General features: G+C 42.3%; 21 protein-coding genes. 8 read left to right on the top strand and 13 right to left on the bottom strand.

All coding sequences use genetic code 11. The features are described 5' to 3' along the window. The first annotated feature begins 164 nt into the window (after positions 1–164). From EL242_RS04660 to EL242_RS04645, 4 genes are all read left to right on the top strand, one after another. The gene (locus EL242_RS04660; RefSeq protein ID WP_126301690.1) at positions 165–1,739 is read left to right on the top strand and encodes an ABC transporter substrate-binding protein; all 1,575 of its coding nucleotides are present in this window, start codon (positions 165–167) and stop codon (positions 1,737–1,739) included. A 230-nt stretch (positions 1,740–1,969) separates the two neighbouring features. Then, entirely contained in the window at positions 1,970–2,902 is a 933-nt protein-coding gene (locus tag EL242_RS04655) for an ABC transporter permease (RefSeq protein ID WP_126301689.1), read from the top strand. Between the two features lie 9 nt (positions 2,903–2,911). After that, positions 2,912–3,694, top strand: a complete 783-nt coding sequence (locus tag EL242_RS04650) for an ABC transporter permease (RefSeq protein WP_126301688.1) — start codon at positions 2,912–2,914, stop codon at positions 3,692–3,694. A gap of 88 nt (positions 3,695–3,782) precedes the next feature. Beyond that, positions 3,783–5,195 (top strand): ABC transporter ATP-binding protein, encoded by a 1,413-nt coding sequence (locus tag EL242_RS04645; RefSeq protein ID WP_126301687.1) that lies wholly within the window; start codon positions 3,783–3,785, stop codon positions 5,193–5,195. 103 nt (positions 5,196–5,298) lie between these two features. On the opposite strand, the gene rlmB is transcribed toward EL242_RS04645, so the two are convergent. The 6 genes from rlmB to ribF form a co-directional block, all read right to left on the bottom strand. Further along, complete coding sequence (rlmB, locus tag EL242_RS04640) at positions 5,299–6,039, bottom strand: 23S rRNA (guanosine(2251)-2'-O)-methyltransferase RlmB (RefSeq protein WP_126301686.1); 741 nt, start codon at positions 6,037–6,039, stop codon at positions 5,299–5,301. 54 nt (positions 6,040–6,093) lie between these two features. Continuing rightward, on the bottom strand, positions 6,094–7,461 hold the full coding sequence (pssA, locus tag EL242_RS04635) for a CDP-diacylglycerol--serine O-phosphatidyltransferase (RefSeq protein ID WP_126302713.1): 1,368 nt from the start codon (positions 7,459–7,461) through the stop codon (positions 6,094–6,096). A 69-nt stretch (positions 7,462–7,530) separates the two neighbouring features. Next, positions 7,531–9,009 carry a tannase/feruloyl esterase family alpha/beta hydrolase gene (locus tag EL242_RS04630; protein WP_126301685.1) on the bottom strand — a complete coding sequence of 493 codons (1,479 nt, stop codon included), beginning with the start codon at positions 9,007–9,009 and terminating at the stop codon, positions 7,531–7,533. Positions 9,010–9,215: 206 nt separating this feature from the next. Further along, a complete protein-coding gene (gene ileS / locus EL242_RS04620) occupies positions 9,216–12,032 on the bottom strand; it encodes an isoleucine--tRNA ligase (RefSeq protein WP_126301683.1) in 2,817 nt (938 codons plus the stop codon). Positions 12,033–12,116: 84 nt separating this feature from the next. Next, entirely contained in the window at positions 12,117–12,419 is a 303-nt protein-coding gene (locus EL242_RS04615; protein WP_126301682.1) for a hypothetical protein, read from the bottom strand. 13 nt (positions 12,420–12,432) lie between these two features. Continuing rightward, positions 12,433–13,395 (bottom strand): bifunctional riboflavin kinase/FAD synthetase, encoded by a 963-nt coding sequence (gene ribF, locus EL242_RS04610; protein ID WP_126301681.1) that lies wholly within the window; start codon positions 13,393–13,395, stop codon positions 12,433–12,435. A gap of 223 nt (positions 13,396–13,618) precedes the next feature. Between ribF and nadR the strand changes: the two genes are divergently transcribed. From nadR to EL242_RS04590, 4 genes are all read left to right on the top strand, one after another. Further along, positions 13,619–14,893: a multifunctional transcriptional regulator/nicotinamide-nucleotide adenylyltransferase/ribosylnicotinamide kinase NadR gene (gene nadR / locus EL242_RS04605; protein WP_126301680.1), complete on the top strand. Its 1,275-nt coding sequence runs from the start codon at positions 13,619–13,621 to the stop codon at positions 14,891–14,893. A gap of 17 nt (positions 14,894–14,910) precedes the next feature. Beyond that, positions 14,911–15,603, top strand: a complete 693-nt coding sequence (locus EL242_RS04600) for a metallophosphoesterase family protein (protein ID WP_126301679.1) — start codon at positions 14,911–14,913, stop codon at positions 15,601–15,603. Between the two features lie 132 nt (positions 15,604–15,735). Beyond that, positions 15,736–16,458 carry a two-component system response regulator ArcA gene (gene arcA / locus EL242_RS04595; RefSeq protein ID WP_126301678.1) on the top strand — a complete coding sequence of 241 codons (723 nt, stop codon included), beginning with the start codon at positions 15,736–15,738 and terminating at the stop codon, positions 16,456–16,458. Next, positions 16,439–16,996 (top strand): porin family protein, encoded by a 558-nt coding sequence (locus EL242_RS04590; RefSeq protein ID WP_413463075.1) that lies wholly within the window; start codon positions 16,439–16,441, stop codon positions 16,994–16,996. Before arcA ends, EL242_RS04590 begins: the two co-directional genes overlap by 20 nt. Positions 16,997–17,073: 77 nt before the next feature. On the opposite strand, the gene serA is transcribed toward EL242_RS04590, so the two are convergent. The 7 genes from serA to aqpZ form a co-directional block, all read right to left on the bottom strand. Further along, on the bottom strand, positions 17,074–18,303 hold the full coding sequence (gene serA / locus EL242_RS04585; protein ID WP_126301676.1) for a phosphoglycerate dehydrogenase: 1,230 nt from the start codon (positions 18,301–18,303) through the stop codon (positions 17,074–17,076). A gap of 37 nt (positions 18,304–18,340) precedes the next feature. Then, positions 18,341–19,000, bottom strand: a complete 660-nt coding sequence (gene rpiA / locus EL242_RS04580; RefSeq protein WP_126301675.1) for a ribose-5-phosphate isomerase RpiA — start codon at positions 18,998–19,000, stop codon at positions 18,341–18,343. 145 nt (positions 19,001–19,145) lie between these two features. Then, positions 19,146–20,480 (bottom strand): phosphoglucosamine mutase, encoded by a 1,335-nt coding sequence (glmM, locus tag EL242_RS04575; protein WP_126301674.1) that lies wholly within the window; start codon positions 20,478–20,480, stop codon positions 19,146–19,148. A 25-nt stretch (positions 20,481–20,505) separates the two neighbouring features. Then, positions 20,506–22,038, bottom strand: a complete 1,533-nt coding sequence (gene ilvA / locus EL242_RS04570) for a threonine ammonia-lyase, biosynthetic (protein ID WP_126301673.1) — start codon at positions 22,036–22,038, stop codon at positions 20,506–20,508. A 260-nt stretch (positions 22,039–22,298) separates the two neighbouring features. Continuing rightward, positions 22,299–22,892, bottom strand: a complete 594-nt coding sequence (gene slyD, locus EL242_RS04565) for a peptidylprolyl isomerase (protein ID WP_126301672.1) — start codon at positions 22,890–22,892, stop codon at positions 22,299–22,301. A 102-nt stretch (positions 22,893–22,994) separates the two neighbouring features. After that, positions 22,995–23,135 (bottom strand): hypothetical protein, encoded by a 141-nt coding sequence (locus EL242_RS11435; protein ID WP_172595347.1) that lies wholly within the window; start codon positions 23,133–23,135, stop codon positions 22,995–22,997. Between the two features lie 71 nt (positions 23,136–23,206). Next, positions 23,207–23,893, bottom strand: coding sequence for an aquaporin Z (gene aqpZ, locus EL242_RS04560; protein ID WP_126301671.1), 687 nt, complete (start codon positions 23,891–23,893; stop codon positions 23,207–23,209). Positions 23,894–23,947: the final 54 nt, after the last annotated feature.

The raw sequence follows: 23,947 nt of genomic DNA, 5'->3' as shown, positions 1-23,947 counted from the left end.
AGAAAACAACCCAAAAACAATCTGTAACGAATGTAATTTATCTCACTATTTGCCGATTAAACCACCATTTAAAAATACTTCACTAAAAAACTCTACTTTTTTTATGGAAATATGCTAAAGTTCGCCAATATTCATAGCCCTGATTTTTTTATGGAGAAAATAAAATGAAAAAATGGTTGATTCCATTAACTGTCGCAGCGTTCTGTGTTTCTGCTTGCGATGATAAAAACAGCACTCAAGCAACCGCAGAAAAACCGCAAGTAGAGAATACTCAATCGCAAAAAAATGCGGAAATATTACCGCTTGCAACCGTGGTTGCTCCGTGGGAAATCAATAGCCTTGACCCGAACCAATCAGGCGTGATTTTCCAGCGTATGAACTTAGCAGAAACCTTGGTCGAAGCCGATCTTAACGGGAATTTAATTCCGGCATTAGCCACTGACTGGAGCAGTAACGAAGAGGGAACAATCTGGCGTTTTACCTTGCGTGATGGGGTGAAATTCCATAACAATCAACCACTTACTGCACAAGCGGTGGTAAATAGTTTGAATATCGCAAAAAGCAAACCGGGTGTGTTAGCAAAAGCCTTTATCAAGGAAATTCGAGCGGTAGATAACAAAGTAGAAATTGAGCTAACTAAAGCTTTCGTGCCGTTTCCTTCCTTTTTAACCCACTACACCGCCTTAATTTTGGCACCGGAAAGCTATAATGAAAAAGGCGAAGTGACCCAAATCATCGGTACAGGTGCGTTTAAACCCACAAAAATTGAAGCTCCGCAGAAATTGGAAGCTGCACAGTTTGAGGGCTATTGGGGCAAAAAACCGCAAGTTCAGCAAGCCAATTATTTAGCCAGCAGCCGCAGTGAAACCCGCATGTTAATGGCACAAAGCGAGCCGTCATCACTGGTATTTAATTTAGATACCGCCAGCGTGGCAAGACTGAAAGCCGATCCTAACCTGCAATTAACCAGCGGATCGATTGCCCGCACTATTCAATTAAAAATGGACGTGGCAAAGCCGTTTTTTAACGACTTAGCGATTCGTCAAGCCTTATCGCAAGCGATTAATCGCAAGGCGATTGCTGAGCAGGTCTTAAAAATTGAGAACGGCGCTGCCGATCAAATTTTACCGAAAGCCTTTGCCGACTGGCGTGTTGATACCGTAGAACAAGCGGTCGATATTGCAAAAATTAAACAAAATCTGACCGCTTCCGGCTATACCTTTGATGAACAAGGCCGCTTAACCAAAGACGGCAAGCCATTTAGCTTTACGATGCGAACCTTCTCAGATCGTCCTGAATTACCGGTGATCGCCACTATCTTACAAGCTCAATGGAAACAAATTGGCGTAGAAGTGAATGTTTCGGTAGGGAATTTCAGCGAAATTCCGGCTGGGCATCAAGATGGCAGCTTAGAAATGGCTCTTTATGCATTAAATTATGGCAAAACCTTAGATCCATATGGCGTAATTGCCTCCGACTTCGCCAATGGTGGCAGTGATTGGGGGGTAATGAATTGGCAAAATACTGAGGTGGATAATGCCGTCAAATCACTCGAAACCGAGCGTGCCCCGCAAAAAGCGAAAGCATTAAAGCAAACTGTTAGCAAAATTATTTACAATGAGTTGCCAATCATTCCGGTGGTTTATTACCAACAAAATGTGGTGGCACATAAAGAAGTGAAAAATGTGACGCTAGATCCATTTGAAAGACGCTTCTTTTTGGAGTTATTAAGTAAGTAGTTTAATTCAAAATATATGCTGCTCTATCTCCTCGCTTTAGAAAAGGGAGGGTAAGATTTTCAGTAGTAATTTGCGATCTTAGGTGAATAAATAGTGACAGAATTATCGTTGTTTCTCATTTTCCACCTATTTTCTCCGCTTAGTTCTTCTGCCAAATCTCCCCTTCCCCTCTTTGCTAAAGAGGGAGATCAGAACGTATAAAATCATCTTTTTAATAAATGAAATAACACATGCACAAAATTCTCTTCCGCCGTCTTATCCAAATTCTGCTGGTGATTTGGTCGGTTGGCACACTCACATTTATTCTAACCCGCCAACTTTCAGGTGATATGGCATATCGGATTGCCGCCAGCCGTTATGGTTACGACCAAACCGATAGTATGGCAGCCGAAGCCGTGCGTGCCGAGCTTGCCTTAGATCAGCCTTGGTGGCAAAGCTATTTCAGCTGGCTAGGCGATTTACTACAGTTTAATTTAGGTAAATCGTTGGTAACAGGCGATCAGGTCTGGGCTGAAATTCAGCACCAATTCGGGCATACCTTAAGTCTTGCGATTGTCGCCCTTATTTTAGCAATTTTGATCGGACCTCCGCTTGGTTTGTTAGCTGCTCGTAAACCAAACGGCTTTTTTGACCGCTTGACACTGGTATTTAGTACCCTGTTTCGTTCCGTGCCGGCATTTATTATTGCGATTGGCTTGATTACGCTGTTTTCCGCTCAACTAAAATGGCTACCTGCCGGCGGATACGGCAGTTGGCAACATTTTATCTTGCCTGCCTTAACGCTTGCGATTGGCTTGAGTGCGGTTTCGGTACGAGTCACCCGTTCTGCAATGGTTCAGGTAAAAGGCTCAGAATTTTACCAATTTTCACAATTAAAAGGCTTAAGCCGTTGGCATACCTTTTTACGTCACGGTTTGCCGAATATTGCCGTGCCGGTCATTGCCTACCACGCCGTGCAATTAGTTTATTTAATTGAAGGCGTTGTGGTGGTCGAAAGCCTATTTGCTTGGCCCGGCAGCGGACACGCACTGGTTCACGCCATCATTGCCCGTGATGTACCGATGATTCAAGGCACAACGCTCGTGATGGGCGGATTGTTCGTTGTATTAAACACCATTGCCGATCTATTAAGTGCTTGGATTGACCCACGAATTAAGCGATAGGACATCAAGATGAAAATTTCAATTTCACAATATTTAGGCGGCACTATTCTCCTCGCAATGTTGGGATTTGCCTTTTTACAACCTTATTTTTACCCGATGGATATTGGCTTTCAAGATTTAACTAATATCCTTTCCAATCCAAATGAAATCGCTTGGTTCGGCACCGATCATCTTGGGCGGGATATGCTTGCCCGCCTTGCCTCCGCCATTCGCCTTTCCTTTGGTTTATCACTCTTTAGCGTGATTTGTGCGTTAATTGCTGGCTTAATTACCGGCATTATGGCGGGCTTTTTCGGCGGCTGGATTGACCGTATTTTCAGTTTTATTTGTGATCTAGTGATGGCACTCCCCGGCTTACTGTTAGTGTTACTCTTTGCCGCCCTTTCTCCCGGCTCATTTTGGACGCTCTATTTAGGGATTTCCTTGGTAATGTGGGTGGAATTTTTCCGTGTGATCCGCTCAATCAGCTCAACAATGGCAAACAGCTCGGAAATTCAAGCCTCACGCTTAATGGGAATGGGTTGGTTTTATAGCTTCAAACGCCACTTATTGCCCCGCTTATTACCGATGATCGCCACCTTATCGGCATTCTCACTCGGCAATGCGATTTTAGCACTCGCCACACTCGGCTTTGTCAGCGTTGGGCTTCGTCCGCCTACAGCAGAATTAGGCTTAATGATGACTGAACTATTCCCTTACTACTACGAAGCACCGCTGATATTTTTACAACCAGTGGTTGCCGTTTTCTTAATGGTACTCAGCTTACAATTATTGTCTGGAAAAATTAAATAATGCGTAGGGGCAGGTCCTGTGCCTGCCCAAAATTCCTATTATATTTATGGGCGGGCACAGGACCCGCCCCTACAGTAATAAAATGAAGATGAAATTACTCGATATCCAAAACCTATCTGTTGAAACTGAAAACGGATTACAGCTGGTCGAACCGATTAGCCTACAATTAGAGGTAGGAAAAAATATTACTATCTTAGGCGAAACCGGCTCAGGCAAAAGCCTGCTGATTCAAGCGATTATGGGGGCGTTACCCCAAGGCCTAATCGCAAGCGGTGAAATTTCGGTGAAAAATGGCAAACTTTCCACCGAATCCGACCGCTTGCAAACATTGTGGGGTAAAACATTGGTAATGCTACCGCAAGAACCTCGCCGCTCACTCGATCCGATTATGACTATTGGTAAACAGTTGTGGGAAAGTTTCCGCTATGTAGCAGGTCTCAATACTCCAAAAGCCACAGCAGAGAGCCAGTCGTATCTCAGCAAACTTGGTTTAGGGCATTCTGTCGAAAGCTATCCGCACCAGCTTTCCGGCGGAATGGCACAACGTGCCTCTTTTGCGATTGCAACCGCTGCCGGTGGGCAAATTTTACTTGCCGATGAGCCGACCAAAGGGCTCGATCCTACCAGCAAAGGTAAAGTAATCGAATTATTAAAATCCGCTTACCAAAATGGCGGTGGCTTGCTCACCATTACCCACGATATTGAAGTTGCCGAACAGCTTGGTGGCTACATTTTGGTAATGAAAAAAGGCGAATTGTTGGAACAAGGCGAGGCGGAAGCACTATTAAGCAATCCACAACACGCTTATACCAAAGCCTTAATTGCAGCTGATCCAAAACATTGGCAACCCTTGCAAGATTTGCAAAATTTAAGCCGAAAAAAACCGCTTGTGTCGGTCAAAAATTTGAGTATCGCTCGTGGTAAGAAAACGCTGTTTAGCAACCTTTCCTTTGACTTATACAAAGGCGAAGTGCTTGGGATTGTCGGGCATAGTGGCATTGGCAAAAGCTCGCTTGCCGATGTACTTTGTGGTTTGCTTAAGCCGAAATCGGGCGAGGTTGTGTGGCATAGCCACAGCCATAAAAAACACCAAGTGCTGAAACTTTACCAAGATCCACCGGAGGCCTTTGCCCCGAATGTTAGCCTAAACACCTTGCTTGATGATGTGATTGACAAGCACCGTTTAGATCGGCTACCGATTCCAAGTTTACTGCAACAACTTTCGCTCAACCCGGAAATTTTGCAACGCAATGCGGAAAATGTCTCCGGCGGCGAGCTACAACGAGTAGCAATTTTGCGAGCCTTATTGCTCGATCCTGTGCTACTCTTTGCCGATGAAGTAACTTCTCGACTTGATCCAATCACACAGCAAGAAACGATTGAATTGCTGATCAACCAATGCCGAGCGAGAAATTGCAGCCTGATTTTGGTCAGCCACGATCCTTATCTAATTGAAAAATCGTGCGATAAGGTGATTAATTTGGAAGAGTATGTAGGGTAACAAGCGGTTCAATTTCTGAGATTTTTTGCATCTCTACAAACAAAAATGCGAAGACACTATTTTGTTACATTAGTTCTTCGCATTTTTCCTTACTTATTCTTTATTATAGAGCCAGTTTCTGCCGCACAATTTCAAATAAACAAACTCCGGTTGCAACCGAGACATTCAAAGAAGAAACCGAGCCTGCCATTGGAATGCTGATAAGCTGGTCGCAATGCTCACGGGTAAGGCGACGCATTCCGTCACCTTCTGCTCCCATAACTAACGCAATCGAGCCGGTTAATTTTGCTTCATAAATGCCCGATTCCGCCTCACCTGCCGTGCCGACAATCCAAACATTATGCCGTTCTTGTAAATCTCGCATTGTGCGAGCCAAATTGGTGACTCGAATCAGTGGCATCACTTCCGCTGCCCCACAGGCGACTTTGCGAGCGGTTGGTGTAAGCTGAGCAGATTTATCTTTCGGCACAATAACCGCATCAACCCCTGCCGCATCAGCGGTACGCAAACAAGCCCCTAGGTTGTGAGGGTCGGTCACGCCATCTAAAATCAACAAGAGTGGATTTTTCTTTTGGCTTAAGATCGCCTCTAAATCGTGTTCATTCAGCTCTTTTTGTGGCACGACTCTGGCAATAATCCCTTGATGCACTTCACCTTGCGATTTGTTATCTAAGGTTTGGCGGTTCACTTGTTGAATTGCCACCCCTAAACGTTGTAATTCATTTAATAGTGGCATTAAGCGTTTATCTTCACGCCCTTTTAGCACCAGCACTTCAATTAAACGCTCAGGTGCATTATCCAAAAAGGCTTTCACTGCGTGAATGCCATAAATTTGTTCGCTCATATTTTATCCTTAATAATTGGGCGAACCCATCAGCTCGCCCATATAAATACCTAACTAAAGCAACATCTTCACAATTTTATCCAACTTAACCCTGCCGAATTTTTTCAGCAATTTACGCACATTTTCAGGATAATCGGTTAAAACTTCCAAATCACTGTAGTGAGTTAAAATCTTCGTATGTTGGCGAATTTGGCTTAGCTCCGTTTCTGCTTTTTCACTTAATTGATGTTGAGGATCGGAAATTAAAATTGCATTTTCGGCATCTAACCGCCACGCTCTTGGGTTAAGGTTATTACCGGTCAGCAAAATATAACGATTATCCACCCAAACTCCTTTTAAGTGGTAGCTGTTTTCGCCATCTTTCCATAAGCGAATGGTTAACTGTTTATTTTGCACATAGCCGTCCAACCGTTTTGCAAAGGCTCGTAAGTTCTTTTCATACAAATAAGGCAGAGCCGATGCCATCGTGAATTTTTCGTCCGGCTTGGTGTAGAAATCGTTAGCGGTTTTATCCCCCACAATAATTTCAACCGATTTACCGTTTGCCAATAGCCATTCAATACGGGTTCTCAGAGAATGCGGAAAATTAAAATACGGAGTGCAAATCGTTAATTTCTGCTCAGTTTGATAAAACAACGCTTCAATCACTTTATTTAACTGATTCTTACGTCGCCCTAAGCCTACTAAAGGAGAAACCGCTAAGCGACCATTTTCAGCAACACCGTTAAATGAATACGTTTCCCGACTTAATTGTTTGCGGAAATGCTTAATTTTCGCACGAATTTCAGCCGTTTTCGGGCGATTTACCGTATCTAAACGTTTTACCGCTTCATTGGTTAAAATATGCTGTTGAATAAATGTCACCCAGCTATCGGCAAGAGCTTTATTTTCAATGACGTGGTAACGGTCATAACGGTAGCGTTCAAATTGATGCAAATACACATTATTAATGCTTGCTCCGCTATACAGAATCGTATCGTCAAATACGAAGCCTTTCAAATGCAACACACCAAACACTTCTCGTCCGTTAATCGGCACACCATAAAAGGCAATCTCTTGCCCTGCCGGTAAACCTTGTTCGTGTTTAACTTTTGCATACCAGTCGGCGTTAGATAAATTCTCTGCCTCACCAATACGCCCACGTTGGGCTCGGTGCCAATCAACCAAAATGTTAATTTCCAGTTCAGGATTATTTCGCTTCGCTTGATATAAAGCAGCTAATACTTCCTGCCCGGCTTCATCTTTTTCAAAGTAAAGAGCGGTTATATAAATACGCTTTTTTGCCGTTTGAATCAGCTGTAAAATTTGTTGTTTAAACGCTTTGCTCGAGGCGAGAAACTGAACCTGCTCTGCCACTTGTGGTAAGTATGGCAGGCTTTTCAATAGGTATTCAGCTTTACGTTGTTTGTTCAAAATTAACATCATTGATTCCAAAATTTTCAATCGTTGCCCACTATTTTACACTGAAATCGCCAATAAAGCGATTTTAGCTTAACGGCATTGATAGCTGGTCAAACGATTAGGATCTTCTCCGGTTTGATAAATCGCCACTTTCGGATAAGCACAAAGGGGGATCTGCTTGGCTTTATTTGGGTAAAGCTCTCCGGCTTTGGCGGGAACACTGTCCGGTTCTACCCCTTTTTCAACCCAGTTTTCAAGGGCGGTAAGCATATCAAAATCATTCACCGTTGCCCCTCGCCCACAGTGGTTCATTGCCGGCACGAAAAACAATTTTGCAAAATGTTGCGGATTTTCGACCGCTTGTTGTAGGCTTTGATACCAATTTTTGAGATCAACTGCCGAAAAAATCGGGTCTGAAACGCCTTGATAAATCAGCATTTTGCCACCGTTCTGCTTAAAAGCGGATAAATCAACTTGATCTGCATCGTGAATGCTCCCTACCGCTTTCACTTGTTCGCTAGCTTGATCCAAATCTACACTGAGTGGATCAAGGCTCGGCACTCTGGGGGCTAAATAGTAATGGGTCAAACTTTTCAATCCCATTTTAAAGCTAATGCTGTTGGGCTGAGCGGTTTGGCTATCACCTAATTTCCAATCCCGCCAGCCTTTAGCGTTAATGCCGGAATCATACGCCCAAGGGCTATAAATCAGCTCGCCTCGACTGTTTTTCGCCCCCTCGAAAATCGTTTTGATTAAAGCGACTTTTTTCTGCCCCAGTTGCTTTGCCACCATTTCCGGCTGGAAATCACACTGTTCCCACGCATTAATTAAACCGTCTGCTAAGCCGTCTAACTTATCGCAACGTGTTAATACGCCATTGGTAATCACATCTAAATCTTGTTGAGTGAGGGCTTGGGATAAAATTTTGTCGCCTTCACCATTCTTCGGAGCAACTGCCAACAAAGCTCGATTATCCCATACTTCCGCCAAGACTGAACGGGAAACCCGAAAGCCGGGGCTGCCTGCAATCACACCGTCAAATTCCTGCGGATAACGCATTGCTGCCATCATTGCTTCCCGACCACCATTCGAGCAGCCCATAATGTAATTGTGCTTGCTCGGTTTTCGGTAAAATTCGGCAATCAATTGCTTGGCAACCGTGGTCACTTTGCCGATAGAGGCATAGGCATAATTTGAGCGAGCTTCGGGATCTGCGGTAAACACTAAATCTCGAGTGGCGTGACCACTGTCGTTACTCACTACTGCATAGCCTCTGTTTAAGCCATTTGCACCACTCGCCCCGTGCGGATAGAGCTTACCAATGGCAGGGAAAATCACCCCACCTACACCGCCCGCCCCCTGAAATAAGAATTTTTCATTCCATTGTTCAGGCAAACGTAGCTCAAATTGAATACCATAAGGGACATTATCTACCCCCACCCGTTTTTCAATTTCACCTTGTACTAAGCAGTAAGCTGGCAATTCAGCAGATTTTTCCACCCATTCGGCTTTATAAATAGCGGTTTTTCCCAACGAGGTGGATTTTAACACTGCACATTGCTCAGCCATAGAATTAGCCAAAGCAGTGTGAGAAAAAACGGAGAGAAAAATAAAAAGAAAAGCGATTATTTTCATCATTTACATCAATACAAGCGGTTATTTTTCCGAAAATTTTTGCAAATTTTAAGCTGAGTGTCTATCTATCGCTGAAAAAACTAAGGCAGAGTTTCCTCTGCCTTATAAAGATAAATTGGAAAGATGAATTGAATTATATTTTAAGCAAACAAGCGTTTTTCGCCTTCGCCGGCTACGTTTTCCACACAACGTCCGCAAACTTCTTCGTGGCCAGAGTGCGAGCCGATGTCGGTAGCATAATGCCAGCAACGAGGGCATTTCTCACCATCTGCATTTTCCACTTTTACTGCGAGTCCGGCTAATTCGCCTTCCGCAATATCTGCTTCCGCCAGTGGTTTGACAATCGCTTGTGAGGTAATCAGCACAAAGCGTAATTCATTGCCAAGTTGTTCTAATAACGGGCGAATTTCATCATTGGCGAATACTGTCACCTTGGCTTCTAAGCCAGCACCAATTACTTTGTCTTTACGGGCTTGTTCCAGCACACGGTTGACTTCCGCACGCACTTTTAAGATTTGTTGCCAGTAGGCATCATCTAATTTGTCTTGCTCGGTTAAGCCAAATAATCCGGTGTAGAATTCTTCGGTAAAGACAAATTCACTTCTGCCTTCCACCTGCGGTAAGTAGCCCCAAATTTCATCGGCTGTGAAGGATAAAATCGGTGCAATCCAGCGAACTAACGCTTCTGCAATATGCCATAACGCTGTTTGGCAGCTACGGCGGGCAAGACTGTCAGCTTTGGTGGTGTATTGGCGGTCTTTGATAATATCTAAGTAGAAAGACCCCATTTCAATCGAACAGAAACGCATTAAACGTTGTACTACCGTGTGGAATTGGTAGTTGTCGTAGGCTTCTTTGATGTCGTTTTGAGCCTCTAAGGCACAAGCCACCGCCCAGCGGTCTAAAGCGATCATCTCTTGCGGTTGAACTAAATCACGTTTTGGATCAAAACCGTTCAAGTTCGCCAATAAGAAACGGGCAGTGTTACGAATACGGCGGTATGATTCCCCGGCACTGTTTAAAATATTGTGCGAAACGGTAATCTCACCGGTATAGTCGGTGGAGGCAACCCATAAGCGTAAAATATCTGCACCGTTTTTGTTCCACACTTCACTTGGCACAATTACGTTGCCAAGCGATTTGGACATTTTTCTGCCTTTCTCATCTACGGTAAAACCGTGAGTTAGCACTTGTTTGTATGGTGCTTTGCCGTTAGTAGCAGTGGAAAGCATTAAAGATGACATAAACCAACCACGATGTTGGTCTGAGCCTTCTAAATACATATCCGCTGAATTGCCGTTAAATTCAGGGCGTTGTTCTACAACAGAAGCATAGGTTGATCCTGAATCAAACCACACATCTAAGGTATCCGGCACTTTACGGTAATCTTTGGCTTCTTCGCCAAGCAATTCTGCAGGCTCTAAATCCCACCACGCTTGAATGCCTTTTTCTTCCACACGTTTCGCCACTTCTTCAATTAATTCTAAAGTGCGAGGGTGTAATTCTTCGGTTTCATTATGTACGAACATTGCCATTGGCACGCCCCAAGTACGTTGGCGTGAAATACACCAGTCTGGGCGGTTTGCCACCATCGTATCAATACGAGCTTCACCCCAGCTTGGGATCCAACGTACTGATTTGATTTCCCCTAACGCTTGCTGGCGTAAGCCTTGGGTTTCCATTCCGATAAACCATTGTGGGGTAGCACGGAAGATAATCGGGGTTTTGTGTCGCCAACAGTGCGGATAGCTATGCTTGATGCGGGATAATTTTAATAATGCTCCCACTTCTTGTAATTTTTCGACTACTTTATCGTTGGATTCAAACACGCCTAAGCCGGCAAAGAACGGGGTGTCTGCTTTGAATTTACCGTCATTGGAAATTAGCCCTGCCATTTCAATGTTATATTTGCGAGCGACCACGAAGTCGTCCGCACCGTGATCAGGTGCTGTGTGTACTAAGCCCGTACCGCCATCGGTGGTAACGTGATCGCCAAAAATAAATGGCACGCTATAATCATAGAATGGGTGATTAAAACGTAACAACTCTAGGTTTTCGCCTTTGGTGGTTGCTAAAACTTCTGCAGATTCAACGCCTGCTGCTTTTGCAACATCTTCCACTAAATCGACCGCTAGTAACACACGCTCATCACCTAATTGGACCAAGGCATAGTCTAATTCAGGGTTAATTGCAATCGCACGGTTAGACGGAATAGTCCAAGGTGTGGTTGTCCAAATTACCGCAGATAATGCCCCGTTACCTTTACCCTGTGCGTTGAATTTTTCTTCTACCGCATTTACGTCCACAGCATTAAAACGCACATAAATAGAGGGAGAAACTTTATCTTCATATTCCACTTCAGCTTCCGCTAACGAAGATCCACAATCTAAGCACCAATGTACCGGTTTTGAACCTTTGTATAAATGCCCGTTCGCAATCACTTTGCCGAGCGTGCGAATAATATTCGCCTCAGTGTTAAAATTCATTGTTAGGTATGGGTTATCCCAATCACCTAAAATACCCATACGGATAAAATCGGCTTTCTGACCTTCTACTTGTTCTTTCGCATAGTCACGGCACGCTTGGCGAAACTCGGCAGCCGAAATTTTCTCATTTGGTTTACCAACAATCCCTTCTACTTTCAGCTCAATCGGCAAACCGTGACAGTCCCAGCCCGGCACATAAGGGGTATCGAAACCTAATGCGGTTTTCGATTTCAAAATCATATCTTTTAAAATTTTATTCACTGCGTGACCTAAGTGAATATTACCGTTAGCATACGGAGGACCATCATGCAAAATAAAGGTTTTCTTGCCTTTCGAGGCAGTACGAATTTTTTGGTATAAATTTTTGTCATACCAATTTTTTAACATATCAGGTTCACGTTTCGCGAGATCACCACGCATAGGAAAGCCTGTTTCAGGCAAGTTTAGGGTGTTTTTGTAGTCCACTGTCATTTTTTATTCCAACATATTTTAATATTACAAAATTATTGTAGGGAGGAATAGCAATTCGCCCTACGACATATTTATTGCCTATTACTACTCTTTATATTCGACAAGTTTTATCTTAAGCGGAGACATCAGCGAATAAATCCATAAGCCAAATAAACTTAATAGCCACACCAATAAAGTAAAGTTTAGGCTAACGCCTACACCTAATAAAATACCGTAACATAGTCCTTCGAAGCCAGTTACAATATTTCCATCTATCGTCACTGTGGTATATCCGAAAAAAGATAAAATGCCACAAATTAATCCAAATAAAAACAGGGGAATAAATAACCCGATAAAATAAATTTTGAGTAGTGTTAATTTGCTGATTTTCTTAACGAAAATTTCCATTCTCATTCTCTTCTTATTTTACAAATTCCTTAAAAAATTCCACCGCTTGTAAGCGATCTTTCTCAATCTGGGCTTTTAGTGCTTCAAAGTCGGGAAATTTTATTTCATTGCGTAATTTTTTTAAAAAGATCACTTCAATCGCCTCACCGTAAATAGAGGCATTGAAATCAAAAATATGCACTTCTAATAACGGCTTAGTACCGTTAATGGTCGGGCGGTTACCGACATTGGCGATTCCGTTAAAACTGCCCTGCTTGGTCTTCACTTTTACCGCAAATACCCCTTGAATCGGCGTAACCAAACGATTGAGCATAATATTTGCGGTAGGAAAACCAATGGTTCTGCCGAGTTTATTACCGTGTGCAACTCGACCGAGAATTGAATACGGCTTACCAAGTAATTTTTCAGCTAACTCTAACTCATTGTTTTGTAAGGCTTCTCGTACCAGCGAGCTGCTAATGCGTGCTTCATTTAAACTATGCGTATGGCTTTCTTCCACCGCAAAGCGATATTTTAAGCCTGCATTGCGTAAAGTTTCAAAATCGCCCGACCGTTTTGCCCCGAAGCGAAAATCATCGCCTACACTTAAATAGCGTACTTTCAGTCTTTTAGCGAGCAAATCGCTGATGAAATCGTCTGCCGAAATTTGAGCAAATTTTTCACTAAAACGCACGCATAGCACAAAATCCACACCGGCTTCTTCCAAATATTTTAGCTTATCTCGCAGGCGCATTAAGCGGGCGGGCGGGTTACAAGCGGTTGAATTTCCACTTTTTTTTGCAAAAAACTCTCGAGGTTGTGGCTCAAATAACATCACAACTGAGGGCAATCCTAAATCTAAAGCTCTATCACAAAGACGAGCCAAAATATTTTGATGCCCAAGATGCACACCATCGAAATTCCCGATAGAGAGAACACAGCCTTGATTTAAAGCGATGTGTTTGTCTAAATTGTGGAAACCTCGAATAAGTTGCATAAAAGATAAACCATTTTATAAGTGAAAATTGCTGTGATTATAACGAGAAATCTACAAAAAAGGAAAAAAATTCAATCTGTTATATTTTTTTAGTGCTGAAAGTGGTCGTGTAGCTAATTATTAAAGCAAAGATATGCTATAGAACTGCTATTTATACAATAAAAATATATTCAAATGCTACATTTTACTATATGATAATCATCAAAAAATCGAGGGAATCATTATGACAGATTTTGCTTATCTTCAACAAAAGCGCAAACAGCTTAAACTCAAAGTGAATGATATTTGTGAACAAGCTGGGGTAACCCGAGCTTATTTTAATCAGTTAGTAAGCGGAAAAATCAAAAATCCAAGTGCCAATAAGCTTAAAGCCTTGCATTCCGTTTTAGATATCGTAGAAGATAGCAACCAGCGTTCCGGGGTTATTTTTGGCAAATTCTATCCTATTCACACAGGTCATATTAATATGATCTATGAAGCATTTAGTAAAGTAGATGTTTTACATGTTATTGTTTGTACCGATTCTGAACGGGATTTACGTCTTTTCCAGGAAAGTAAAATGAAACGAATGCCGACAAATGAAGATCGGCTACGCTGGGTACAGCAAATTTTTAAATACCAACAAAAACAGATCTTTATTCACCATTTAGTTGAAGACGGTATTCCGAGCTATCCAAATGGCTGGGAAGATTGGTCTGGTCGTGTTAAAGCGCTATTTGAAGAAAAAAGCATTAATCCTACTATTGTTTTTAGTAGTGAAATTCAAGATAAAGAACCTTATGAAAAATATTTGCATCTAGAAGTTCAACTTGTCGATCCTACTCGTGAATCCTTTAATATTTCAGCAACACAAATTCGTAATAATCCTTTTCAATACTGGCGCTTTATTCCGAAAGAAGTTCGTCCTTTCTTTGTTAAAACTATTGCGATTTTAGGTGGTGAAAGCAGTGGTAAATCAGTGTTGGTGAGTAAATTAGCAAATGTATTTAACACTACCTCTGCTTGGGAATATGGGCGCGAGTTTGTGTTTGAGCAACTTGGCGGCAATGAACAAGCAATGCAATATTCCGACTATCCGCAAATGGTGCTTGGACATCAACGCTACGTTGATTATGCCATGAAACATGCTCATAAAGTGGCTATTATTGATACCGATTACATCACAACTCAAGCGTTCTGTATTCAGTATGAAGGGAAGGCTCACCCGTTTCTGGATTCAATGATCCGCGAATATCCTTTTGATGTCACGATTTTACTTTCTAACAATACGAAATGGGTAGCCGATGGTTTACGCAGTTTAGGATCGAAAAAACAGCGTCAACAGTTTCAACACCTACTGAAAAAACTACTGGAAAAACACCATATTCCTTATATTGAAATTGAATCGCCAAGTTATTTGGATCGCTACAATCAAGCCAAAGAGGTGGTAGAAGCTATTTTAAATGAAGAACCAATCCCATTACAGTTTAAGCAATATAATATTCACGAATTTGAATAACTGCCACAGGAAATAACATGATACTTTTTGCAGGCGATCCACACGGTAGCTACGAGCATCTTTATCCGATTCTACAACAGCAGACGGAGGAGGTAGCTTTAGTTATTCTAGGCGATCTTCAATTGACTACTCCTGATGAATTAGATCGGCTTTCGCAGTATTGTGATATTTGGTTTATTCATGGTAACCATGACAGTAAAACCGTTGCTGCCTTTGATGCTATTTGGAATAGTAGCTGGAAAGAGCGCAATATTCACGGTAAAGTAGTTGACATTCAAGGAATAAAAATTGCAGGTATTGGAGGGGTCTTCCGAGGTCATATTTGGATGCCGCCCAATCGTCCAATGTTTTTTGATCCCATCCATTTTTGCCAATACTCTGCTCCGGAAAAAATTTGGCGTGGAGGTATTCCATTAAGGCACCGCTCTTCGATCTTCCCTTCTGATTTTGAGGCGTTGGAAAATGAAAAAGCCGATATTTTAATTACGCACGAAGCACCAAAGCCACACCCTCAAGGCTTCTCTGTAATTAACCAGCTAGCAAGAAAATTAGGAGCGAGCAAAATTTTCCATGGTCACCACCATGATAATTTTAATTATGGCAATCTAAATGCCAGCAGAGAATGTGCTATTTATAATATCGGCTTTCGTAGCCTAGCGGATATTAATGGAAATTATCTAATTTTAGGTGTTGATGATCGAGAGAAATAGCCAAAAATTTGATTGAATTAAACAAATTGTCATTTTACCCTTCCCATTCATAAATTTATAAGTAAAATGCGAGAAATTTGTAACATAAACGTTATTAAACAGAATTTATAAATTAAATCAGAGGTTTAAAAGATGAAGATCCCACAAATCTTAATTGTTGAGGATGAGTTAGTAACAAGGAATATGCTGAAAAGCATTTTTGAAGGAGAAGGATATCAGGTATTTCAAGCATCTAACGGCGAGGAAATGCACTCTGTTCTGAGTACAAATGAAATCAATCTTGTGCTAATGGACATTAACTTACCGGGAAAAAATGGATTAATTCTCGCCCGAGAAATTCGAGAGAATATGAAGCTACCATTAATGTTTTTAACCGGCCGCGACAATGAAATTGATAAGATCCTCGGTTTAGAAATAGGTGCAGATGACTATATCACTAAACCATTTAATCCTCGAGAATTGACTATCCGAGCGAGAAATTTATTGCAACGAACCATGATAGATAAAGAAAACGGCGTTGTAAAAGAGCAATCTGAAATTGAAAGCTATCGCTTTAACGGTTGGATCTTAGACATTAACAGTCATAGTTTAATCTCACCAGAAGGTGAGGTAAATAAATTACCACGTAGTGAATTTAGGGCTTTATTACATTTTTGCCAACATCCTGGAAAAATTCAAACACGTGAAGATTTATTGAAAAAAATGACCGGGCGGGAACTAAAACCTCATGATAGAACCGTTGATGTTACTATTCGCCGTATTCGTAAACATTTTGAAGACCACCCCAATACCCCAGAAATTATTGTCACCATTCACGGTGAAGGTTACCGTTTCTGTGGTAACATCGAATCTTAATCAAGATAGGAGTAATTTTATGAAAAAATTAACTATTGTCGCATTAACTTGTTTATTTTCTACTCATCTATTAGCCGCTCCTGTCGGAAATACATTTACTGGCATCGGCGTCGGTGTAGATGTGACTACAACAAAATATAAAGTTGAAGGAGTAAAAGGCAAAGATTCCACAGGTCCGGCATTAGTGGTCGATTATGGTATTGAGCAAGGCAATAACTTTGTAGGCGTTGTACAAGGAAAAGCAAAAGTAGGTAGTACAAAAGTATTTAGCGATGTAAAACAAAAAAATAAATATACTATAGCTTATCACCAAGGTTATCGTGTTGGATCCGATTTATTACCTTATGTAAAAGTAGATGCTAGCTCAAGCAAAATCGGTAATGAAACCTATCGTGGCTTTGGTTTCGGTGCTGGTGCAAAATATGCAGTTTCAAGCGATGTTGAATTAGGTGCAGAATACACTCGCGATAATTTAAAACGTAGCGGCACAAAATTAAAAGGTAACGCTTTCACCGCGAATGCAACTTATCGTTTCTAATCTTAGCGGTAAATTTTTCTGAAAAAATAACCGCTTGTAACACAAAAGAGCCTGAAGTGATTCAGGCTCTTTGCCTTTTAATATAACACTCGGGCTCGAATCGTGCCTTCGATCGCTTTTAAACGTTGTAATGCTTCATCAACATTGTCGCTCTCTACATCAATTACAACATAACCGATAGCTGCATCGGTTTGTAAATATTGAGCGGCAATATTCACATTTGATTCCACAAAAATCTGGTTAATTTGATTTAACATACCTGGGCGATTCTCGTGAATATGTAATAAACGTTTGGTATTAGTATGAAGCGGTAAGGATACTTCAGGGAAATTCACTGCCGTCACGGTTGAACCGTTATCTGAATATTTTACAAATTTATTCGCGACTTCGGTGCCGATATTCGCTTGCGCCTCAGAAGTGGAGCCACCGATATGTGGCGTTAAAATCACGTTATCGAATTTACATAATGGCGACACAAATGGGTCATTAATTGATGCCGGTTCTTCCGGAAATACGTCAATCGCCGCACCTCGCAATGAACCGTCTTCAAGCCGAGCAGCTAATGCGTCTAAATCGACTACCGTACCACGAGCCGCATTAATTAGCACTGATCCTGTTTTCAACTGTGCAATACGCTCGGCACTCATTAAATTTTTGGTGGAATCCATTTCAGGCACGTGGAGCGAAACCATATCGCAGGTTGAAAGCAAGTGTTCCAACGTTGGCACTTGTTGAGCATTGCCTAATGGCAATTTATTTTCTACATCATAGAAATAAACCTGCATACCGATGGCTTCAGCAAGCACGCTTAATTGCGAGCCGATATGGCCGTATCCGACAATCCCTAATTTTTTGCCACGCACTTCGTTAGAGCCTGCCGCCGATTTATTCCAAATGCCACGATGTACTTCCGCATTTGCAGTCGGCACTTGACGCATTAATAAAATCATCTCCGCCAGCACTAATTCCGCCACCGAGCGGGTATTTGAAAATGGTGCATTAAAAACTGGGATCCCACGTTTTTTCGCAGCGTCCAAATCCACTTGGTTAGTGCCGATGCAGAAACAGCCTATCGCAATTAATTTTGGAGCTTGAGCCAGCACCTCTTCGGTTAAAAAAGTACGCGAGCGAATACCGATAAAGTGAGCATCTTTAATCGCCTCAATCAATTCTTGACCGTCTAACGCTTTCTTGTGTACTTCAATATTGGTATAACCTGCTGCCTGTAATACATCAATCGCATTTTGATGCACGCCCTCTAGCAACAGGAATTTAATCTTAGATTTGTCCAAAGAAATTTTAGCCATTTTTTGCTCCTAATCATTATGTGTTTGCGATAATAAATTATTCTAAAATAACTGCGCCTTCAGGTGTTCCAACAATAGTCACATTGGCAAAACGTTGTGCAAAAATACCGTTAGTCACCACCCCTGCAATATTATTAATGGTATGCTCCATTTTCAACGGCTCCATAATTTTAAAGTTATGTACATCTAAAATCACATTGCCGTTATCGGTTACCACGCCCTCACGGTATTCCGGCGAACCGCCTAATGACACAAGCTGACGAGCAACATAAGAACGAGCCATTGGGATCACTTCTACAGGTAGTGGAAAAGTCGAACCCAGCACATCAACTTGTTTGGATTTATCCACAATGCAGATAAATTTTTTCGCTAATGAACTCACGATTTTCTCACGGGTAAGTGCTGCCCCACCACCTTTAATCATCGCCCCTTGTGGCGTGATTTCATCAGCTCCGTCAATATACACATCTAATTCCGTCACTTCATTGGCACTGAATACTTCAATGCCGATATCACGCAAACGCTGTTCCGAGGCTTTAGAGGCAGCAACCGCTCCTTTAATCTCATCATTCATTGAAGCAAGGGCATCAATAAAACAGTTTACGGTTGAACCACTTCCCACCCCAACAATAGTGTCCGGTTTTACAAATTTTAATGCAGCTTGTGCCGCAATTTTTTTCATTTCTTGTTGATCCATTTTTACCTCCACTTGTAGGGACAAATCATCATTTGCCCACTTCGGCAAGGCGAAAAAAATTTTCGCCCTACTACATCTAGTCTACACATATATGTAACAAGCGGTCATATTTGGCAAATTTTTTACCAAAAACGACCGCTTGTCATTAGTTACGTTTTACTGCTTCAACAATCTCTTCCGCACAGCTTTGAGCAAGTACAGCATCTTCGCACTCCACCATCACTCGAATTAATGGCTCAGTGCCTGATTTACGCAATAAAATACGCCCTTTGCCTGCCAAGCGTTTTTCCACATCTGCCGCTACCGCTTTCACTTCGTTACTTTCAAGCGGATTTGCCGCCCCTTTCTCAAAGCGAACATTTAGCAGAACTTGTGGGAATAGTGGCACGGCTTTTGCCAAATCATTCAAGCTCAATTTGTGGCTTACCATTGCTGCTAATACTTGCAGAGAAGCAATAACACCATCGCCGGTGGTGTTTTTATCTAACACGATAATATGCCCGGAGTTTTCGCCCCCCAGTTTCCAGCCTTTTTCTTTAAGCTGTTCTAACACATAGCGGTCGCCCACATTGGCACGGGAGAACGGAATGGCTAACTCTTTTAACGCTAATTCCAAGCTCATATTACTCATTAATGTACCGACTACACCGCCTTGTAATTTGCCTGAACGTAAAGCTTCACGGGCTAAAATAAACAGGATTTGGTCGCCATCAACTTTATTGCCTAAGTGATCAACCATAATTAAGCGGTCGCCATCGCCATCATAGGCTAAGCCAACATCTGCTCCTGCTTCTACAACTACTTTTTGTAACGCTTTAATGTCGGTTGCACCGCATTTTTCGTTGATGTTTAAACCATCCGGCTTAGTGCCGATTTCAAGCACTTCTGCCCCTAGCTCACGCATTACATTCGGCGCGATATGGTAGGTTGCACCGTTGGCACAATCTACTACAATTTTATACCCCTCGAGGCTTAATTCAGACGGGAAAGTGCCTTTACAAAACTCGATATAACGTCCTGCGGCATCATTAATACGGCTGGCACGACCTAAATTTGCTGAATCTACGCAATCCATTGGCTGATCGAGCATTGCTTCAATTGCTTCTTCAATTTCATCAGGTAGTTTTTCGCCTACTGAGGAGAAGAATTTAATGCCGTTATCGTAATAAGGATTGTGAGAGGCAGAAATCACAATGCCGGCTTCCGCACGGAAAGTACGGGTTAAATAAGCAATCGCAGGGGTTGGCATTGGGCCTACGAATACAGCGGATAAACCTGCTGCGGTTAAACCTGCTTCCAGTGCCGATTCCAACATATAGCCAGAAATACGGGTATCTTTACCGATTAACACCTTTTTTGTGCCTTGGGTTGCCAACACTTTACCTGCCGCCCAACCGAGCTTTAAGGCAAATTCAGGGGTAATTGGAAATTTACCTACTTCACCACGCACACCATCTGTGCCGAAATATTTACGAGCCATTCTAATTCCTAATATGAATAAAAATTTACTTTAAAAAATATTGATATGCCGGACTTTCGCTCACATTTTGGAAGCGGTAACCTAGCTGTTCTAAATGTCGGTTTAATTCTACTTCATCGCCTCTGTTTAATGCAAATGCGGCAAGAATATCGCCATAATCGGCTCCGTGAGCTCGGTAATGGAATAACGAGATATCCCAGTTAGTCAGCATTTGTAAGAATTTTAGCAATGCCCCTTTCTGCTCCGGAAATTCAAAGCTATAGAGTTGCTCATATTGAATGGAGCTTGCTCTACCGCCTACCATATAACGAATATGGGTTTTGGCAATATCATCGTCGGATAAATCTGCCACATCATAGCCGTTTTGTTGCAGATCTTTAATAATCTCTACTTTTTCTGCCGAGCCTGAAATTCGCACCCCCACAAAAATACAGGCTTGTTTATCATCGGAATGGCGATAGTTAAATTCCGTTACCGCACGGTTGCCTAAAATCTCGCAGAATTTTAAGAAACTACCTTTCTGTTCAGCAATGGTGACTGCCAATAAAGCTTCACGTTTCTCCCCGATTTCACAACGCTCTGATACAAAACGTAAAGTGTGGAAATTCACATTTGCCCCGGAAAGAATGCAAGCTAAGTTTTTATCTTGTAATTGATGCTCTTTCACATATTTTTTCAAGCCAGCAAGAGAGGTTGCCCCTGACGGCTCGGAAATCGCACGCACATTTTCAAAAATCAACTTCATTGAGGCACAGATTTCATCATTATCCACCAACACCACATCATCAACATATTGCTGACACAGGCGGAAAGTTTCATCGCCAATGCGTTTTACCGCAATACCGTCAGCAAAAAGCCCAACCCGCTCTAAATCGGTCGGTTGCCCTTGCTTTAAGGCGTGGTATAAGCACGCAGAATCTTTAGATTCTACCCCAATTACTTTAATATTCGGCATCACCTGCTTAATTAAAACCGCAATGCCGGCAATTAAGCCGCCACCGCCTACTGGAATAAACACATAATCTAAATCCGGCTTTTGTTGTACCAGCTCTAAACCGATTGTGCCTTGCCCTGCAATCACTGCCGGGCTGTCAAACGGGTGAATGAAGGTCATACCCAATTCGGTGGAAAGCTCAATCGCTTTCGCCTTCGCTTCATCAAAATTCGCCCCATAAAGCAACACTTCACCACCATAAGCACGCACCGCATCAACCTTAATTGCCGGTGTGTTTTGCGGCATTACAATCAAGGCTCTTAAACCTAAATGTTTGGCAGAAAGTGCCACCCCTTGTGCGTGGTTGCCTGCTGAAGCCGCAATGACTCCAGCCTCTTTTTGTGCTTTGGATAAATTTGAGATCATCGCAAAAGCACCTCGCAATTTAAAGCTGTGAACCGGCTGTCGGTCTTCACGTTTGATAAAAATAGAGTTGCCTAACCGCTCAGACAGTTTTTCCATTTTCTGTAAGGGGGTCACTTGCGCTAAGTCATAAATATTTGAGCTTAAAATCGAGCGTAAATAGTCGATAGCAGATTGGGAATGTTGTGTTTCGTTCATCATCTTGAAAGGTTATTTATTGTTAGATTGAGATAAAGACATTGGTAAATTTCCAAGGAAAATTGACCGCTTGTTTGGCTATTTAGCAATGGCTTTAACAGGGAACATTTCCTCTCGCCCGTTTGCGGGAGAGAGACAGCTTAAAATTTCGTTCAGAAATTTTAAGCAGAGAGAGGGGAAACCTTTGATATCCCCCTCTCCCTCCGCAAATCTTCGATTTGCTCCACCCTCTCCCGCAAGCGGGGAGAAGGGAAATCACAAAATTAGTGATGACCACCGCAACCACAGCCGCCGTGACCGTGATGATGGTGATGATCGTGGTCATGACCGCCGCAGCAACCATCGTGATCGTGATGATGATCATGCCCACCACAACCGCAACCGTGTTCATGTCCACCGTGAACGTGTCCGTGTGCGATTTCTTCCGCTGTCGCTTCACGAATGCCAACCACTTCCACAGAGAAAAGTAATTCCTGACCGGCTAACATATGGTTACCGTCCACCACAACTTCATCGCCATCGACTTCGGTAATTACCACCGGTAACGGGCCTAAATCCGTGTCCGCAATAAAACGCATACCCACTTCTAATTCATCGACACCCATAAATACATCTTTCGGTACACGTTGAACCATATTATCGTTGTACTCGCCGTAACCTTCTTCCGGTTTCACACGCACTTCAAACACATCACCTACAGATTTACCTTCAAGAGCTTTTTCTAAGCCTTCTACTAAGTTATTGTGACCGTGTAAATATTCTAACGGTTGGTTTACCGGTGCTTCATCTACTAATACACCCTCTTGAGTACGCACTTGATACGCGATGCTTGGCACTAAATCTTTTGTAATGTTCATATTGAATCCTTTAATTCATCGGTTTTATAAAATAGCAAGCCATTGTAACGCTTTATTTTATATTTGCAATCTATCTGGAAATTTTAACCGCTTGTAAGTAGATTAGTCGATAATATCAGGGGTTACGGTGTCTACCACATCAACTGCGGTTCCCACCACTCCACCAACCACCGAAGTTACCAAGCAGCCGCTTAGAAAAACAGTCGCCGAAATCAGCCCACATACTTTGATTAATTTTTTCATTTTAAAATCCTTTCAAAAACAAAAAGCAGCCCTAATCAAGACTAGAGCTGCATCATATTTATTCGCTTAAATTATTTTTCTTCAGCGATAAAGCGATAAACTACCGCACCGATAATTGCACCGACAATCGGAGCAACCCAGAACAACCATAATTGCTCAATCGCCCAGCTGCCTTGGAATAACGCTACACCGGTTGAACGTGCCGGGTTTACTGAGGTATTGGTTACCGGAATGCTGATTAAGTGGATTAAGGTTAATCCTAAACCGATAGCAATCGGAGCGAAACCTGCCGGAGCACGTTTATCGGTTGCACCCATAATGATGATTAAGAAGAATGCCGTTAATACCACTTCAATTAATAATGCTGCTGTTAAGCTATAGCCGTGTGGCGAATGCTCACCATAACCATTGCTAGCAAAGCCTGCTGTGGCATCAAAAGTCGGAATACCTGAAGCAATGGTGTATAACACTGCACCGGCAGCAATCGCACCTATTACTTGGGCAATGATATAAGGCACTAAATCTTTAGCGTTAAAACGACCGCCAACTAATAAACCGATTGAAACAGCAGGGTTGAAGTGACCACCTGAAATATGACCGACTGCATACGCCATTGTTAATACGGTTAAACCGAACGCTAATGAAACGCCTGCATAACCAATGCCTAATTCGGGAATGCCTGCCGCTAAAACTGCACTGCCGCAACCACCAAACACTAACCAAAATGTACCGAAAAACTCAGCAAAATATTTTTTCATTTTTTATCCTTACCCTAAAGGGTGAATCACACATAAGTGTATTAACTTTCCGAA

The organism is Mannheimia haemolytica (genome assembly GCA_900638155.1).
Taxonomy (GTDB): domain Bacteria; phylum Pseudomonadota; class Gammaproteobacteria; order Enterobacterales; family Pasteurellaceae; genus Mannheimia; species Mannheimia glucosida.
The sequence above is the reverse complement of the archived record's forward strand: the minus strand, read 5'-3'. Positions and strand labels throughout refer to the sequence as shown.

Bases quoted from the DNA above. Each gene is read 5' to 3' on its own strand.
- EL242_RS04660 (WP_126301690.1), top strand. From the start codon at position 165: ATGAAAAAATGGTTGATTCCATTAACTGTCGCAGCGTTCTGTGTTTCT.
- EL242_RS04655 (WP_126301689.1), top strand. From the start codon at position 1,970: ATGCACAAAATTCTCTTCCGCCGTCTTATCCAAATTCTGCTGGTGATT.
- EL242_RS04650 (WP_126301688.1), top strand. From the start codon at position 2,912: ATGAAAATTTCAATTTCACAATATTTAGGCGGCACTATTCTCCTCGCA.
- EL242_RS04645 (WP_126301687.1), top strand. From the start codon at position 3,783: ATGAAATTACTCGATATCCAAAACCTATCTGTTGAAACTGAAAACGGA.
- rlmB (WP_126301686.1), bottom strand. From the start codon at position 6,039: ATGAGCGAACAAATTTATGGCATTCACGCAGTGAAAGCCTTTTTGGAT.
- pssA (WP_126302713.1), bottom strand. From the start codon at position 7,461: ATGTTAATTTTGAACAAACAACGTAAAGCTGAATACCTATTGAAAAGC.
- EL242_RS04630 (WP_126301685.1), bottom strand. From the start codon at position 9,009: ATGGCTGAGCAATGTGCAGTGTTAAAATCCACCTCGTTGGGAAAAACC.
- ileS (WP_126301683.1), bottom strand. From the start codon at position 12,032: ATGACAGTGGACTACAAAAACACCCTAAACTTGCCTGAAACAGGCTTT.
- EL242_RS04615 (WP_126301682.1), bottom strand. From the start codon at position 12,419: ATGGAAATTTTCGTTAAGAAAATCAGCAAATTAACACTACTCAAAATT.
- ribF (WP_126301681.1), bottom strand. From the start codon at position 13,395: ATGCAACTTATTCGAGGTTTCCACAATTTAGACAAACACATCGCTTTA.
- nadR (WP_126301680.1), top strand. From the start codon at position 13,619: ATGACAGATTTTGCTTATCTTCAACAAAAGCGCAAACAGCTTAAACTC.
- EL242_RS04600 (WP_126301679.1), top strand. From the start codon at position 14,911: ATGATACTTTTTGCAGGCGATCCACACGGTAGCTACGAGCATCTTTAT.
- arcA (WP_126301678.1), top strand. From the start codon at position 15,736: ATGAAGATCCCACAAATCTTAATTGTTGAGGATGAGTTAGTAACAAGG.
- serA (WP_126301676.1), bottom strand. From the start codon at position 18,303: ATGGCTAAAATTTCTTTGGACAAATCTAAGATTAAATTCCTGTTGCTA.
- rpiA (WP_126301675.1), bottom strand. From the start codon at position 19,000: ATGGATCAACAAGAAATGAAAAAAATTGCGGCACAAGCTGCATTAAAA.
- glmM (WP_126301674.1), bottom strand. From the start codon at position 20,480: ATGGCTCGTAAATATTTCGGCACAGATGGTGTGCGTGGTGAAGTAGGT.
- ilvA (WP_126301673.1), bottom strand. From the start codon at position 22,038: ATGATGAACGAAACACAACATTCCCAATCTGCTATCGACTATTTACGC.
- slyD (WP_126301672.1), bottom strand. From the start codon at position 22,892: ATGAACATTACAAAAGATTTAGTGCCAAGCATCGCGTATCAAGTGCGT.
- EL242_RS11435 (WP_172595347.1), bottom strand. From the start codon at position 23,135: ATGAAAAAATTAATCAAAGTATGTGGGCTGATTTCGGCGACTGTTTTT.
- aqpZ (WP_126301671.1), bottom strand. From the start codon at position 23,893: ATGAAAAAATATTTTGCTGAGTTTTTCGGTACATTTTGGTTAGTGTTT.